The sequence below is a fragment of the Crocinitomix catalasitica ATCC 23190 genome, from assembly GCF_000621625.1.
GTDB classification, from domain to species: Bacteria; Bacteroidota; Bacteroidia; order Flavobacteriales_D; family Crocinitomicaceae; genus Crocinitomix; species Crocinitomix catalasitica.
Map to the genome: position 1 here is coordinate 1 of NZ_JHXV01000032.1, position 17,237 is coordinate 17,237.

Below are 17,237 nucleotides of genomic sequence, written 5' to 3' on the forward strand. Positions count from 1 at the left end.
ATTGAACAGGCTTATAAATTATCACAAGAGCTTAGATTATTTTTTAATACTAAAACAGGAAAAGGTATTGCTTTAACAAAATTAGCCCAGTGGTATGATAAGGTTGAAAAATCAGGATTTAAAAGTTTTGCTACCATTATGAATACTATTCGAATCAACTACGAGGGGATTGTTAATTATTTTGAACACAGAAGTACAAATGCAGCTGCAGAATCTTTTAATGCAAAAATTAAAGCGTTTAGATCCCAATTTAGAGGTGTGAAAAATGTTGCTTTCTTTTTATTCAGATTAACTAAAATATATGCCTAGTCCCCAACAATTGGTCTTGATCCTTTCATTGACCAGTAAAATTGTGATTTTGCTCGCACAAAAAAAGCCTTTCATCAAACGATGAAAGGCTTTTTTCTCTCTGTACCTGAGGCGGGAATCGAACCCGCACTCCAATGGAACACGAGTTTGAGTCGTGCGCGTCTACCAATTCCGCCACTCAGGCATTTAATTTGAGCTTCTACCATCCCGATAGCTATCGGGACCGCCACTCAGGCATTTTTTACGGACGGCAAAGTTATGAAAAAAATAATAACCTATCACTAAAACAGTTTTTTTTTTAAGTTAAATCATAATTGTGCGTTTAATTTGTTCAAAAGAAGAAGTATTTCGCACCAACTAAAATAAATCCCTTAATTTGCAGTTCTAAAGCACAATCAATCAATAAGCAAATTTATGGCAATATTTTCCTGCGAAAATTTATCCAAACAATACCCCAAGAGTGGTTTTCAACTTAAAAACATTACGCTGGACTTGGCACCTGGTCGAATAACCGGTATAGTCGGTGAAAACGGTAACGGTAAAACAACGCTGTTAAGAATTGTAGCTGGCGAACTCAATAATGATACTGGTTCATTAAGTTATTTTGATTCGCCTTTAAGCGCCGATCAGGACTGGGAAACTATTCGACAAAGAATTGCATATATCCCACAACGCATTCCTAAATGGTACGGCTTATTGCGAACGAATTTAATTTTTCAGGCAAGTATTCTAAATATTAAAGGAGATGCTGCTGATGTTTTGGTGGATGATTTGCTAGAGAAATTAGGGTTAACTGAATATGCCGAATTAAAATGGAGCGAAATATCTACGGGGTATCGTTTGCGTTTTCAATTGGCGCGTATGTTAATTGGCAGTCCTGAATTGTTAGTCTTAGACGAACCTATTGCGAATTTAGATATCAATGCGCAAGGTAAATTTTTAAGTGATTTAAGAGAGATTGTAAATGAACCCGGCAGGAATGTAAGTGTGATTTTAAGTTCTCAGCAATTGCACGAGATTGAAAATGTTTCTGATGATGTTGTCTTTTTGAAAAAAGGAGCGTTAATTTTTGCAGGAGATGTCAATAAAATTGGTGAAACAAGAACGGAAAACGAATTCGAAATTCAAGTGAATATTCCGTTGGAGGAATTAATGAAACAATGGCCAAATGCCAGTCTTAAGATGGTTGGTAAAACAGCACATGTCAAATTGCCACTTGAGGTAAGTTCAACTGATTTTGTACAAACCATATTCAATAACGGTGGCATAATTTTGTACTTCAGAGATATTAGTTCATCAACGCGTAGATTGTTTAACGCTTAAAATTTTAGAGACGTGAATATTTTAAAAAAAATTGATCAATATTTATTGCACCGTTTCCCTTCAATTTGGATCACCCGTGTGCATATATTTTTACCCATTGGAGCAGGTTTAGTTGCTTTAATGTATTATGGAAGTCGACTTATTGGATGGGATAGAAAGACCGATTTGCCAGACGAAGGTGGGATGTTTTTATATCTGATAATACCTGTGCTCGTTTATTTGGTGTACTGGTTTATTTTTCAATCGCGATACAATGTTTTAAAGTCTGGAGGGAAAATGTCTATAGGCAAAGAATACCTGAATTTCGGACTATATTTTCTCGTGTTTTTTATTGCTTTTTTGTCCTTTGTATCCGTGCCTTATTCGAATCTTAAAAATGTTGAAAATGCATGTTCTCCTGAAGAGTTATCAGAGGATCGTTTAAATCTTGATTATGGTAATAGTATTGTTAACCGGATGGCTGTACCTGACGAGATCAGTCCGCGACTTTACGAATTTGATCTAATTGCTCTGAATTATAATTTACATGATGATATAAAAAAAAGAGAAGGTAAAACAGACCAATATAGCAGCGGTACCTATCGTGTAAAAATGAGTGAAGAAGAGATTAAGGAGAAGATCGATAAATATGTTTATGCTTACAATAAGTATACGGAAAATGAAATTGTTATATCAACGGAGAAAATATTTACTAATTTCATTAATAATCAAGATGGTGATGATTATTACTACGACGATTACGATTATTATTCTAGCTCATCTGTTAAAAGGAAAGTTAGTAGAATTCATGATGCCCAAAATAATAACACATGGGTCGATAGAGATTTTGACAATTGGTTTTGGAAGATAACATGTGGTATTATCGCTTGGTTAGCATTGACCGTTTGGATGTTTAAGCAAATGAAATTACGTCAATTTGTTTTTGCTTTTATCAGTATTTGTTTGACGCCATTGCTTTTTGGTATTATAGCTGGAATTGTCTTTGGTATCTTTAATGCTGACGAAGGTGTTGGGTATATTCTCTTTATATTGCTCTGTTATATCGTGATTAGTATCATCGTTTTTGGTGGTTACTTTTCCAATAAATACAGTCCCATGTCCTATGTTTTAACCATGTATCTGCAGTTCTTTTTACCACTTTTACCTGTATTTATTTTAATCATGATGGAGATTACTGAGCAGCGTTATTGGAGTAGAAATAATGACGATATATTTAATTTGTTCTATTGGGTTTCAGTAGCTATTGGTTTATTGAGTATCGCAGTGTTTAAACCAATTTATGCGCGTTACAGAAATTTACCGGCTTTAAAATAATTGATAGACCTACCGGCAGTCGACTATTGTGGTTTGATAATTCTTGTTTATAATTATTTAATGAATTGATAATATAATTTTTGATTGATTTAAAAATTAATTTCTATTCGAATTAAACCTTTCTTGTTTAGATTTGTCTAATATTTATTGTGCGCGTAATTAAACGCATTTTAATTTAGAAGAGAAAGATGAAAAAATTAATTACCCTACTTGGTTGTTTAGCTGTTATAACAATTGGTAATGCGCAAGGAACTTATGATGTTTCTTCAATAACATTAATTGAGATTGAGTTTGAAGAAGAAAATTGGGATGCGCTAATGGATGCTAATTATGCTGCAGATGCAGATGAACGGCTAGTAGGTGATTGTAAGGTGAACGGTGTCGAATATCTAAGTGTAGGGGTTGCATTTAAGGGTAATAGTACTTATAATGCTACCAGTTTGAAAAATCCATTGAATATTAAATTGGATTATATTCTGGATCAAAAATACCACGGTTTTTCTACGTTTAAATTGTCAAATGGGAGTATGGATCCTTCTTTTGTACGTGAAGTTTTATCTTATGAAATTGCCAGGGATTATATGGATGTTCCCTTGTCGAATTATGCGAAGGTTACTATTAATGGAGAATATTATGGTTTGTTTTCGAGTTCAGAGTCAATTGATGGCGATTATTTAGAAAGACGACTTTATGCAGATGATGACAATACACGATTTAAATGTAATCCTGTTTCAGTAGGTGATGGCGGCTCATCATTAGAGTATTTAGGTGATGATTCGACTGATTATTACGAATATTATGAATTGAAATCAGATTTTGGTTGGAAGGATATGATGAATTTTACCAATAATCTGACTTATGATATGGCCAATATTGAAGATTATTTGGATGTGGATAGAGCCTTATGGATGTTAGCTTTTAATAATGTGATGGTCAATCTAGATTCTTATTCTGGCCCGTTTAAACAGAATTATTATTTTATAAAGGATGATAACGATCGTTTCTTTCCCATTTTATGGGATTTAAACCAGAGTATCGGTAGTTTTACAATGCTTGCAGAAGGTCCCGGTCGAATTGATTTAAATGATTTGACGGATATGGATCTTTATTTGCGTGAAGACGATGCTAGTTATCCGCTGATTTATCAATTATTCTCCATTCCTAGATACCGAAAAATGTATTTAGCCCATGTTAAAACGATGGTTGAAGAGCATTTAGTAGATCGGAATTATTATGCAAGAGTAGAAGAAATGCAGGAGGTTATAATTGATGAGGTGGATGCAGAGCCGAATGGTTTTTATACACGAACTCAATTCACATCTAATTTGTACGAAACTGAAGGTGGTGGAGGTGGACCTGGTCCAGGAGGAGTCTTTGGAATTTCAGAAATTTTAGATGGACGTTTAGATTATTATGAAGACCTGGCTGAATGGGCTTATGTTGCTCCAAATATTACTGATATTAATACAAATCCAGCAGTCATTACAGCGTATGTAACAGCAACAATAACAGCGAATATATCTGATGCCACTTATGCACATATTGGTTACCGGAATGACTTACAAGATGCCTTTACTAAAGTTGAAATGTTTGATGATGGTGCACATGGCGATGGTGGAGCAGGGGATGGCGTTTTCGGTGCTTTTATTCCAACATCAGCGAAGGATATTCAATACTATATTTATGCAGATAATGACCTTGCAGGAAAATTCTCACCTGTTCGTGCAGAGCATGAATATTACAGTTTAATTATCCAATCGGATGTTGTGATTAATGAAGTATTAGCTTCAAATTCAACTATAGCTGCTGATCAAGATGGTGAGTATAACGATTGGGTTGAATTGTTTAATACGACAGGTAGTGATATCAATATTTCTGGTTATTATCTTTCTGACAGACCGAATGCAGAACCAATGCAATGGCAATTTCCTGAAGGAACAATAATTTCAGCCAATGATTATTTGATTGTTTGGTTGGATGAGGATACGATGCAGGAAGGATTACATGCGAACTTTAAATTATCCGCAAATGGAGAATCTATTTCGTTCTCTGATGCGAGTGGTTTCGAATTGAACCGTGTTAAATATCCTGAGATGTTTACTGATGTAACTTATGGACGTTACGAGAATGGCACTGGAGGATTTATCAAAATGATTCCAACTTTCGCCGCAGAAAACACTTTTACGGCTTTAAGTATTGATGAAACAATCATAGATGAAGCTGAGATGTTGATCTTCCCGAATCCGGCACAGACTAATTTTACGATTCAATTTTCATCAGACGAACAACAAGATGTGATGATCTATAATTTACAAGGCAAATTAATTTATCAAGACCAAGTTTACTCGAATGCAAATATCGATGTTTCGTACTTGGAAACAGGACTATATATTGTGGTGCTAGCAGACCTAGGAATCTCCAAAAAATTAGTATTGAATAATTAAGATTTAGAAACGAGTTCAGGTTTATAGTAGATCTTCTAGCGCAGGTTTCAATTGAGGATATTTAAATTGAAATCCTGCTGCTTTTATCTTTTCATTGTCAATTCTACTTCCTTTCAGAATGATATTTGCCATTTCGCCGAAGAGTAGTTTTAATACAAAAGCTGGAACGGCTGGTGCCCATAGTTTTTTATTCAGTACATCAGCAATCACCTTGGTCATTCCAGCATTGTTAATGTGTTGGTCTGAAACGGCATTGTAAATCCCTTTAATGGCCGTGTTTTCAATCGCCGCGACATACATTAGACAGAGGTCTTCTAAATGTATCCAAGGCATATATTGTTTGCCTGATCCTAGTGGAGAACCAATTCCCATTTTAATGGGCTGTTTTAGTTTTGCCAAAGCACCACCTTCACGACTTAATACAATTCCTGTTCGCAAGGCTATAATTCTATCAGTATTGGTCTTAAAAACATCACAAGCCGCTTCCCATTTCACGCTTACTTGCGCGATAAAGTCTGTTCCTGCTGGATCGGTTTCTTTGAATGTTTTTTCAGTCGTTTCAGTTCCATAATAACTAATTCCTGATGCTGAAATAAACGCTTCCAATTTTTGGTTTTGCAGTTTTTCTTGTAATAAATGCATCGTATCAATTCGACTGCTCAAGATCTCTTTTTTCTTTGCGTCGGTCCAACGACCACTGCTGACGTTGGTTCCAGCGAGGTGAATGATTATGTGAATTCCTTCGAATGCTTTTGGATCGATAAATTTATCAGCTAAATCCCAACGGAAGGTCAGGTACTTTTCATTGCCATTAACGGTCCGTGATAAATGTCGAACGGCATAACCTTTTTCGGTCAAAATTTCGCTAAGTCTTGTTCCTACTAAACCGCTTCCTCCTGTTATTAGAATTTGCTTCATGCTGTAATTTAGGTAATCTAGTGAAATAAGAATTAAGGTTAACTGAATTTTAACAAGATGGAAGGTTTTAATTAATTATATTCAGGAAGTGCTTCATTCACTCTTATTGACTATGTTTTTTATCGTTTTGTCAAAGTCAGAAATATAGTCTTTATCTTGTATGACTCTGAATTTGTCATATTCTGTTTCAGCCTTTAATTTGGCTTCTAACATTGATATTTTACCCTGATCTTTTAAAATAGGGTAGTCAGCTAATTCTAAAAATTGGATTAAAAATTTATCCCAATCTTTCATATTCATCACTTTTCTGTTTGTCGCTCTATTTTCTGCCAGGTCTAAATAAGAATTAACTATTCTTTCAAGTGATTTAATATGTTCTGTGTTCAAATAATTTTTAGCTACAACTACATCACTTTTTAAAATTTTGCCATCTGGTGCTTGATTCCAGCTTTTCAATCCCATGTATATTTTCGTAGCGTCTGCTTCTGTGTAAATAATTTCAGCGGCCGTTTTTCCAGTTATTGCCCAGTGCAATTTATTTTGAACACTTGCAAAAAAATGTCTTGTGACGTCTGCTTTATTGTCATAATCCGCCGATAGAGAATAAATGTCAGTGATTTTTTGGTATAAACGTCTCTCACTTAATCGAATCTCTCGGATCCGTTCCAACATTTCATCAAAATAATCAATTCCGAAGTGTTTTATTTGTTTTAAACGCTCATCATCCATAGCAAAACCTTTGATGATGTATTCATGTAAAATTTCTGTTGCCCACTTTCGGAACTCAATTGCTCGGTGTGAATTCACGCGATATCCAACTGCAGTAATTGCTCTTAAATTGTAGTGTTTAGTTATGTACGCTTTACCATCTTGAGCAGTATGTCGGAAATCCCGACATACTGAATTTTCGTTTAATTCGTCATCTTCAAATATCTTTTTCAAATGTTCGGTAATGGTTGTACGGCCTTTCTCAAATAATTCTGCTATTCGTTTTTGAGTGAGCCAAAGTGTTTCATCTTGAAAGTAAACATCGATATTTACTTTGCCGCTATCCGTCTCAAAAATCACAAAGTTATTCAACTGCTGTAATTCATTCTTTTTATCCACTTTGCCCATTTTCACAATTCTATTTTAGTCATCAAATATACTCAGATTAGCAGGTTAAGTTAAAACGATTCAGCGGCAGCAATCCCTTTTTTATAAACCTCAATCGCTCTTAAACGCGCCATTTTATGGTCAACAATTGGTGCAATATAGTTATCTGCATCAAAGTCTGGAATCCATTGTTTGATATAAGCTTTTTGTTTGTCAAAACGATCTGTTTGTAAAGTCGGATTAAAAACCCTGAAATAAGGAGCAGCATCACAACCTGTTCCAGCCGCCCATTGCCAATTTCCATTGTTCGATGATAGATCAAAATCCAATAATTTTTCAGCAAAATATGCTTCACCCCAACGCCAATCAATAAGTAAATGTTTGATTAAAAAGCTGGCTGTAATCATTCGCACACGGTTGTGCATGAATCCTGTTGAATTCAATTGACGCATCCCTGCATCTACAATAGGATAGCCCGTTTTACCTTCGCACCATAATTTGAATTCGTCTTCGTTATTCCGCCATTCAATTCCAGCATATTTTTTACGGAATGGTCCCTCTATAACATGTGGGAAGTGCGCCAATATTTGAGCGAAAAAATCGCGCCAGATTAATTCAGATAAATAAGTTGGATTCTTACGGACAGAGAAATAAATTAAACTTCGAATACTAATCGTTCCGAATCGTAAATGATGTCCGACTAAGGTTGTTTTATGTTTTGCAGGAAAATCTCGATGTTCGTCATAATCATCAATGCCTTTTAAATTGTAATCAGAAATTTTAATTTTTGTTTTCTCAAATCCAATTGATTTTAGACTCGGGAATGCATAATTAGACGACTCAAAATTCAAATAAAGTTCGTCCTCTTTTTTAGGAACAAGAACATTGGTCTTGGCGTATTTAGCAAGCCATTTATTCTTGTAAGGGGTATAAACAGTATAAGGTTTATCATCAGATTTTAGGACTTCGTCTTTCTCGAAAAACACGTGATCTTTAAAATCTCTTACAGCAATGGCATTCGATTCGAATAAGAAACGAACATCTTTGTCACGCTTTATGGTTGCAGGTTCATAATCCCGATTAAAAAAAAGGGTATCAATTTTATAATTTACTATAAGTTCTTTCCAAACTTCTAGCGGTTTACCATGTTTGATTAATAGGCTTGCGCCAAAAGATTTGAGTTCTGTATTGATCTTTTTTAGCTGCTGCCAAATAAAAGTAACACGCGCATCATCTTTAGGAAGTCCATCTAGAATTCCTGTATCGAATATAAAAATGCATTGAACTTTTGTACCAGATTTCAACGCTGCGCGCAATCCAGTATTATCATTTAATCTCAGATCTCTTCTGAACCAAAAAAAATTAACTTTTTCCATTTATTAGTGTGTGGGCTTAACAATAGAAAAATAGTCATTTTGTATGTTTAAATGACAAAAAACATCTAAAAATTATCAATAAAATGAATTGTTAGTGCTTTTTAAGCTTCTTCAAAATTACTACTCAGCCATCTTTTCATGCGTTCAAGTGGAATTCCTTTTGCATCTGCAAGTCGTTCAACTTGATCTATTGTAACCTTACCAACGCCAAAATAATGAGATTCTGGATGTGCAAAATACCATCCACTTACAGAGGATGCAGGCATCATTGCCATTGATTCAGTTAAACTAACCCCTGTTAATTCAGTCGCATCTAAAATTCTAAATAACCCCGGTTTTTCTGTATGATCAGGATTCGCAGGATAACCTGGCGCTGGTCGAATGCCTTGGTATTTCTCTTGAATTAATTCTCCTTTTTCGTATGTTTTGGTTTCGTATCCCCAATACTCTTGTCGAACGAGTTCGTGTAGTCGCTCAGCAAAAGCTTCTGCCAATCTATCTGCTAGTGCTTTTAAAAGGATGCTATTATAATCGTCATGATCAGCTTTAAAAACGGCTAATTTATCTTCAATACCCAATCCAGTTGTAACTACAAATCCACCAATATAATCTTTGATGCCAGTTGATTTTGGCGCAATGAAATCGGACACACAAACATTATTTGCGGCAGCAGATTTTTTTAATTGTTGACGCATTCCGTATTGTGTATGCATGACCTCTGTTCGCGTTTCGTCGGTATATATTTCAATATCGTCATCAACAGTATTGGCAGGCCAAAGTCCAATTACTGCATTTGCTGTAATCCATTGCTCTGCAATAATTGTATCCAACATTTTTTGAGCATCATCGAATAATTTTTTGGCTTCAACACCCATCGTTTCATGTTCGAAAATAGCTGGATATTTCCCACGTAATTCCCATGTGTGAAAGAATGGAGTCCAATCAATATATCCTCTTAATTCCTGAAGATCATAGTTCTTTAAAGCTTTTCTTCCTAATATTTTAGGTGTTGTTATATCCTTTTTATCCCATTTAATTGGGTAGCGATTAGCCCGAGCATCTTCTAAAGAAAGATAGGTTTTAAAACCTTTTTTCTTCGCGTAATTAACCCGTACTTTTTCATATTCTGCTTTGATGTCACTTACAAATTCATCTTTCTTATGACTTAATAAATTACTCACAACAGTTACCGAACGTGAAGCATCTAAAACATAAACAGTTTGCCCTGATTTATAGTTTTGGTCAATCTTGACAGCGGTATGTACTTTAGATGTTGTTGCACCGCCAATTAATAATGGGAAATTCATTTTTTGAAGTTCCATTTCCTTGGCAACATGCACCATTTCATCCAATGACGGAGTGATTAAGCCACTCAGTCCAATAATGTCCACCTTCTCTTCAATCGCTTTGGCTAATATTTTATCAGCAGGAACCATTACGCCCATGTCGACAATGTCATAATTATTACAACCTAAAACAACACCAACAATATTCTTTCCAATATCATGTACATCACCTTTAACTGTCGCTAATAAGATTTTTCCTTTGGCTTTTGATTCCGTTTTGGTTGCTTCAATGAATGGCAATAAATAAGCAACAGCTTTCTTCATTACACGAGCAGATTTAACAACCTGTGGTAAAAACATCTTTCCTGCACCGAATAAATCGCCCACCACATTCATTCCGTTCATCAAATAGATTTCAATGACTTCAATTGGGGCCTTAACCAGATGTCTGGTCTCTTCCATGTCATCTTCAATAAAGTCAGCAATTCCTTTGACTAACGAATGCGTAATTCTTTCTTGAATTTCACCTTCACGCCAAGATAAATCTGCCGTTTTTGACTTTACTTCGCCGGATACATTTTCAGAAAAAGTTAATAATCGTTCTGTAGCGTCATCTCTTCTATCGAATAATACGTCTTCAACATGCTCTAATAGATCCTTTGGTATATCATCATATATTTCTAACATGGATGGATTTACAATCCCCATATCTAGACCTTCTTTAATCGCATGGTATAGAAAAGACGAATGCATGGCTTCACGCACAACATTATTCCCCCTAAAAGAGAAAGAGACATTTGAAATTCCACCACTTACATGCGCACCGGGTAAATTCTCTCGAATCCAACGGGTTGCCAAAAAGAAATCCATTGCATTTTTTCGATGTTCGTCCATTCCAGTTGCAACTGGAAAGACATTAGGATCGAAAATAATATCCTGTGGTGGAAAATTCACTTCGTTCACCAAGATATCATAAGAGTTTTTACAAATCTCAATTCTTCGTTCGTAAGTATCTGCCTGCCCTTTATCATCAAAGGCCATAACAACGACAGCAGCACCGTATTGTTTGATTTTTTTAGCCTCAGTTATAAATTTTTCTTTCCCTTCCTTTAAAGAGATTGAGTTCACAATACATTTACCTTGTGCGCATTGCAAACCTGCTTCAATGATTTCCCATTTAGAAGAGTCAATCATAATTGGAACTCTTGAGATATCTGGTTCACCAGCAATCAAATTCAAAAATTGAACCATAGCCATTTTACCATCAATCAAACCATCATCCATATTGATGTCAATGATTTGCGCGCCACCTTCAACTTGCTCCCGAGCAATAGATAATGCTTCATCAAAAAGTTCATCTTTAATTAGGCGTAAAAATTTTCGTGAACCAGCCACATTGGTTCTTTCACCAATGTTTATAAAATTCGATTCGGGCGTCACTTCCAAAGGCTCCAATCCACTCAATTTCAAATTGGGGAGGTGGCTCCATTTATATTCGTATTTGCCTTTATAATCGGGATGTAAACTCATTTTTCTAATTTTTTCTTTCAACTACAATTCTTATTTCACTAAATCAGCCATGGCCTTAATATGTTCAGGAGTTGTTCCACAACAACCACCCACAATGTTCACTAAGCCTTCGTCAAGAAATGTTTTAATTTGAGCCGCCATTTGTTCTGGCGATTCATCATATTCGCCCATCTCGTTTGGCAATCCAGCATTAGGATGTGCACTTACAAAAAACGGTGCTTTCGCTTTTAATACTTGAAGATAAGGACGCAGTGCATTCGCTCCTAACGCACAGTTCAAGCCGATACTTAAAATGTCTGCATGTTGAACAGAGATTAAAAAAGCCTCTGTTGTTTGCCCTGATAAGGTTCTTCCACTGGCATCCGTAATCGTTCCAGAAACCATAATTGGAATGGACGTTTTTAATTCGTCTTGCACACTTTTAATAGCAAATAATGCGGCTTTGGCGTTCAGCGTATCAAAGATTGTTTCTACGAGTAAAATATCTGATCCGCCTTCTATTAAACCTCTTGTTTGTTCAGAATAAGCTGTGACTAGCTTTTCAAAAGTCGAATTTCTAAATCCAGGATCATTCACATCTGGCGAAATAGATAAGGTTACATTTGTTGGACCAATCGACCCAGCAACAAAACGCGGTTTATTAGGGTTCTTTTTGGTGAATTCTTCGCAAACTTCTTTGGCAATTTTTGCGCCGTGATAATTAATATCATAAGCAGCTTTTTCTAATTGATAATCCGCTTGAGCGATAGTTGTACCACTAAAAGTATTTGTTTCAATAATATCTGCACCCGCGGCTAAATATTCGGCATGTATCGCTTTAATTATATCAGGGCGCGTCAAAGACAGTAAATCATTATTGCCTTTAAGACTTGAAGGGTGATCTTCGAACCAACCTTTTCTAAAGTCTTCCTCTTCCAATTTGTACCGTTGAATCATGGTACCCATAGCGCCATCTAAAATTAAGATGCGCTCCTTTAATACTTCTCTAATATCAGTCATAATCAATGTTACGAAAGTATAAGTGGACCGGATGTAGTGATTTGATTTTAACTCTTATAGCGCTTAATAACTTTAGTGGAATTAAGCAGGAATTGGCACCTTGCCCATGTAAAAAGGGGGTAGGTTGCCAAGGTTTCACAGGGCCGGTCCCTCCACCTTTCTTTATAAGCAGTACTTTAAAATAAGAACTGTCACAAAGGTAATTCGAATTCGATCAATTCCAAAATATCTGAACCTAAATTGTTATTCTCTCGTATTAAATAATTAAATTGATTTTATTAAACCTATGATTCTACATGTTTTTTAGTTGCTGCGCTATAAAAACATGCACATTTTTCTTTTTCGTTTCAACCCTAAAATAATAATTATGACAAGATTTTTACTAGTCGTTTTGGCTACTCTTTTAGGTATTTCTGTATTCGCTCAAGATTGTGGCTGTGATTATACAATTGAAATAGAAGACGCTGTTTTTAACGGTGAAGATGTGAGTCCAGGTGACCTGATTTGTCTAGCTGCAGGTGATCGTGCAGGGCTTTTAATAAACCGTCTTTCAGGTGAAGAAGATGATGTCATTACAATTCAAGCTTGTGGGGGCGAAACTACATTTGATATAGATGGTTTAGGTTATGCGATCTCTTTTGAGAATTCGAGTTATTTTAAAGTAGATGGAGGTAGCGGCACGGAGAATAGAATTTCGGTAATTGGAGCTTCAGAAGTGGGATTTGAATTCGAGTCATGTACTAATTTTGAGATTGCTTCGACATTTTTTAAAGGGATATTAGGGAATGCGATATCTGTCATTACTGAACCTCTTTGTGATTTATCTAAAAATAAAGACCACTTCGAAATTGGCGGTATTTATATTCACGATCTTGAAATTAATAAATGTAATGGTGGAATTCAATTGGGGCATACCGCTTATGATATTGGTGTAGAATCGGATGATTGTGAAGTTTTATATCCGCATAGGATTACAGATTTTGTTGTCGCTAATAATATTATAAAAATATGTAGTGATTTACCTGCTATCTCAATATATGGTGCGGCAGGAGAGGTAAGCAATAATTTGATTGTTAAATCTGAAGATATAGGGTTGTTTATTGGTAGAGATTGTGTTTTAGATATCAATAGAAACGAATTTAGAAAAGGACAGAATGAAGCAATTTTGTCTGAAGGTAATGGCGAATATACCATTATCAATAATGTCTTTAATTCGAATGGTATACTTGGAACGAACAGTATAGAATTTGATTTTGACGAAAATATTCTTGGGGCTAATGGCAATGATTTATTCTTTTCGCACAATACAATGGTAAATGCGGATTTAGCACATGTTAAAATAAACAATGCGGAACATGTCACTGGATTGCTTCATTTTGAGAATGGGATTTTTTGTGCTGCCGGATTAGAAGGTGACGTTTTAGGAGAATTTGCTCCATATTTTGATATACCCGAGAGTGATTTAATTTTATTCGAAGATAATATCATGGAAAGCGAAGTTGAAGCGATGCATTTTGCAGATGTTGGGATTAATGATTTTAGTTTAACACATCGATCACCAGCAATTAATAGAGGACATCCTTGTATTGTAGAACATGATAAAGTTGATGCGTTAAGAAATATTGCCGGCAACGCAGATGCTGGTGCATTTGAATATTATCCAGAACGATTAGCTGCTTATGATGAAATTGAAATAATCGGAATTTATGTGGATGATTTTAAGTCAATCCTTGGAGATCCTGCGCAAGAAACTTTGTTATTGGAATACTGTCAAAGCGAAGGGTTTAATTATTTAGTATTGTACAATCTGAGTTATATTCATGATGAAATGTATGATTTAACCTCACGATTGGAGGCTGATGTTCTAGGTGATTTTATAGAAAGAGCAAAAGTTGATTTTGGAATCGTTCAAGTTGCAGCTGTAGGCGAGAAAAATGCATCATTCGATAAAATTGAAACTTATAATGAATTATATACAGGTAATTGGTTTAGACAATTTGACGTATTGAATTTAGAATTCGAATTTTGGGCAAATGTAGAAGGAGATGTATTTGATTATTATTGTACAAAATATTTAATTCCAAATGATTTACCTTGTACAAATGAAGGTGCTTTTACCTTTTACGAACGGGAATTAGAAGCTATAGATATTCGAGCTAGAGAGATGGGTGTTCTGAGTGAGATTTATCTGGGGAATCCATCGGAGGAAGAAGCAGCGTCACTTGTCGAATTAGTGGATAGAGTATTATTACATTATTATAGAACTTCTGATTTATATGGAGATGGGCGGAGTATCTATAATTATAAATTAGATCGTTTTTATTCTTTTTTAGAATCAGAAAGACAACCAGCTATCATGCCTATTTTTTCTGCTAGGAGTTATCATATGGGACCCTGGCTAGAGGATCATAGTCTACACTTGGCTTTTGATACCTGGTATGATGGTGCTCGCGGTTTTTCATCCGATGATCATGAAGGGCTAGATGAATTAACAATTGCAGGTTATCAATGGTATCGCTATACAAGTCTATTAGCAATTGATCCTTATTTTTATGGAGGTCCAAAAGGTGATGATGATAGTGGGTCAAGTGACAGTGATAAACTTACTGATGATCCTTCGGTTTATCCCACGCTATTTTCTGATGCGATAAAAATCAATATCCCATTCCTTTATCAAGGGCGTGAAAACAGTGTTGAAATTACGGATGTAAACGGCAAGATTGTTCTTAAAGATTTACTTGTGGACGGGTTGAATACGATTGAAGTTCCAGTTGTCGCTAAAGGATTTTATATCGCAAATATTGTGAGTAACGATCAAGTGATTTACAGCGAGAAATTAATATCAAATTAACTGATTTGCTGAATATCGCATAAGGATTTATAATATCCATTAGTCGCAATTAATTCTTGATGATTACCACGTTCAACAATTTCACCTTGTTTAAGTACTAGAATAAGATCAGCATCTCGAATAGTACTTAGACGATGTGCAATTACTAGCGATGTTCTATTCTGCATCAGTTTGTCTAAGGCATCTTGTACCAATTTTTCTGACTCAGTATCAAGCGCAGATGTTGCCTCGTCTAGAATCATGATTGGTGCATTAGAAAGCACGGCTCTAGCTATACTTATTCGCTGTTTCTGTCCACCCGATAATTTGTTCCCTCTGTCTCCAATATTGGTGTCATAACCATTTTCTAAGGCTATTATAAACTCGTGAGCATTTGCCACCTTAGCAGCTAAAATAATTTCCTCATCCGTAGCATCTGGCTTCCCAAAACAAATATTGTTCTTTATTGAATCATTAAAAAGAATCGATTCTTGCGTTACTACACTGATTAACTTCCTTAAATCTTTTTTGAGCATTGATTTGACATTGACATCATCTATCAATATCTCGCCAGAAACGGTGTCGTAAAAACGTGGAATAAGATCAGCTATTGTCGATTTTCCGCTGCCTGATTCACCTACTAAGGCAACCGTTTTACTTTTTTCTAATGTGAATGAAATGCCTTTTAATACTGGTTCTTCGTCATAGGCAAAGGATACATTCTTAAATTCAATTTTTGAGTCTAAATCTGTTTTCTTAACGGGGTTTGCTGGATTTTTAATCGTATCCTCAATATCTATTATTTCGTTTACTCGGTCTAATGAAACTTCTGCCTTTTTTAAATAAGTAAGTGCACTAGCAATACTACTAACAGGACGCAAGAATTGAGAGAAGATTACAATGAATGCGATGAATTCCTTGCCATTCATACCTCCATTATTTTCTAAAACAAGTTTACCCCCAAACCATACAATTGATATCAAAACAATGGCGCCAAAAAATTCATTTAACGGTGATGAAAGGTCTTTCTTGCGGAATGTTCTTGTGATCAATTTTTGGTGATGTACATTTTTAGTCGAGAATCGATCTACTGCTATTTTTTCTGCAGTAAATGCTTTTATAATTCGAATTCCACCTAAACTTTCTTCAATATTAGATATCAATTCACTCATTTGTTCTTGGCCTTTTTGGGAAGTTCGCTTCAAACTTTTCCGAATTCTTGAAATAACCAATGCACTTACAGGTAGTAAGATTAGCGAAAAGGTTGTTAATTCTACACTCAAGTAAAACAGTACTGCCAAATTGATAACAATAGCGATTGGTTCTCTAAATACAAGTTCTAAAGTAGAGACAACGGCAATCTCAACTTCATTTAAATCTGCCGTTAAACGCGTTAATAAATTCCCTTTCTTAGACTCTGAATAATAAGACATTGGTAAATGCATTGAACGGTCGAATAATTTTTTTCTTAAATCCCTAACAACTGCCATTCTTAAAAAAGATTGATGATAAACAGCGCTGTATCGGAATAGATTTTTTAAAAAGAAAGCAATTAGAACGGTGATACAAACAAATTGTAAAGCACCCATTTTTCCATTTGCTTGAACAAAATCGTATTGTAAGAATTCAAAATAATTTCCAAAATAATCGAATAAGTTTTCGCGATTTGCCCAAATTGGTCTGGTGATTTCTTTTGCTTTTTGAATCGCATCATCCGTCTCAAAAATTATTTGCAAAAACGGAATAAATAAGACAAGCGATAGCAAGTTAAAAATCACAAACAGCAAATTACTCACTATCACTAGGATAGAGG

11 protein-coding genes, 1 tRNA gene and 1 riboswitch are annotated in these 17,237 nt (G+C 35.3%); of the genes, 5 read left to right on the plus strand and 7 right to left on the minus strand.

The genetic code is table 11. The features are described from left to right. On the plus strand, nucleotides 1-309 hold a 309-nt coding region (locus T367_RS0116095), incomplete at its 5' end, for a transposase (RefSeq protein ID WP_027420774.1). Between the two features lie 103 nt (nucleotides 310-412). Here the strand turns inward: T367_RS0116095 and T367_RS0116100 are convergent. Further along, nucleotides 413-493: transfer RNA gene (locus T367_RS0116100), tRNA-Leu, on the minus strand. 230 nt (nucleotides 494-723) lie between these two features. On the opposite strand from T367_RS0116100, the gene T367_RS22755 reads away from it, so the two are divergent. The 3 genes from T367_RS22755 to T367_RS22760 all read left to right on the plus strand — a co-directional run bounded on the left by T367_RS22755 (nucleotide 724) and on the right by T367_RS22760 (nucleotide 5,390). Further along, on the plus strand, nucleotides 724-1,632 hold the full coding sequence (locus T367_RS22755; RefSeq protein ID WP_051568612.1) for an ABC transporter ATP-binding protein: 909 nt from the start codon (nucleotides 724-726) through the stop codon (nucleotides 1,630-1,632). A 12-nt stretch (nucleotides 1,633-1,644) separates the two neighbouring features. Continuing rightward, the gene (locus T367_RS0116110) at nucleotides 1,645-2,946 is read left to right on the plus strand and encodes a hypothetical protein (protein ID WP_027420775.1); all 1,302 of its coding nucleotides are present in this window, start codon (nucleotides 1,645-1,647) and stop codon (nucleotides 2,944-2,946) included. Between the two features lie 188 nt (nucleotides 2,947-3,134). Beyond that, entirely contained in the window at nucleotides 3,135-5,390 is a 2,256-nt protein-coding gene (locus tag T367_RS22760) for a CotH kinase family protein (RefSeq protein WP_051568613.1), read from the plus strand. 21 nt (nucleotides 5,391-5,411) lie between these two features. Here T367_RS22760 and T367_RS0116120 read toward each other — a convergent pair whose 3' ends face one another. The 5 genes from T367_RS0116120 to T367_RS25205 form a co-directional block, all read right to left on the minus strand. Further along, on the minus strand, nucleotides 5,412-6,308 hold the full coding sequence (locus T367_RS0116120) for a TIGR01777 family oxidoreductase (protein ID WP_027420776.1): 897 nt from the start codon (nucleotides 6,306-6,308) through the stop codon (nucleotides 5,412-5,414). 93 nt (nucleotides 6,309-6,401) lie between these two features. Then, nucleotides 6,402-7,424 carry a virulence RhuM family protein gene (locus T367_RS0116125; protein ID WP_084274457.1) on the minus strand — a complete coding sequence of 341 codons (1,023 nt, stop codon included), beginning with the start codon at nucleotides 7,422-7,424 and terminating at the stop codon, nucleotides 6,402-6,404. A 50-nt stretch (nucleotides 7,425-7,474) separates the two neighbouring features. After that, nucleotides 7,475-8,779: a cryptochrome/photolyase family protein gene (locus T367_RS0116130; protein WP_027420778.1), complete on the minus strand. Its 1,305-nt coding sequence runs from the start codon at nucleotides 8,777-8,779 to the stop codon at nucleotides 7,475-7,477. A gap of 101 nt (nucleotides 8,780-8,880) precedes the next feature. Beyond that, on the minus strand, nucleotides 8,881-11,595 hold the full coding sequence (metH, locus tag T367_RS0116135; protein WP_027420779.1) for a methionine synthase: 2,715 nt from the start codon (nucleotides 11,593-11,595) through the stop codon (nucleotides 8,881-8,883). A 30-nt stretch (nucleotides 11,596-11,625) separates the two neighbouring features. Next, a complete protein-coding gene (locus T367_RS25205; RefSeq protein ID WP_027420780.1) occupies nucleotides 11,626-12,594 on the minus strand; it encodes a homocysteine S-methyltransferase family protein in 969 nt (322 codons plus the stop codon). A 51-nt stretch (nucleotides 12,595-12,645) separates the two neighbouring features. Continuing rightward, a riboswitch (SAM riboswitch) is annotated at nucleotides 12,646-12,765 on the minus strand. A 196-nt stretch (nucleotides 12,766-12,961) separates the two neighbouring features. Here T367_RS25205 and T367_RS0116145 point away from each other — a divergent pair. After that, a complete protein-coding gene (locus T367_RS0116145; RefSeq protein ID WP_027420781.1) occupies nucleotides 12,962-15,445 on the plus strand; it encodes a T9SS type A sorting domain-containing protein in 2,484 nt (827 codons plus the stop codon). On the opposite strand, the gene T367_RS0116150 is transcribed toward T367_RS0116145, so the two are convergent. Next, complete coding sequence (locus tag T367_RS0116150) at nucleotides 15,442-17,160, minus strand: ABC transporter ATP-binding protein (RefSeq protein WP_157454278.1); 1,719 nt, start codon at nucleotides 17,158-17,160, stop codon at nucleotides 15,442-15,444. The two genes, T367_RS0116145 and T367_RS0116150, sit on opposite strands and share 4 nt — an antisense overlap. Between the last annotated feature and the right edge of the window lie 77 nt (nucleotides 17,161-17,237).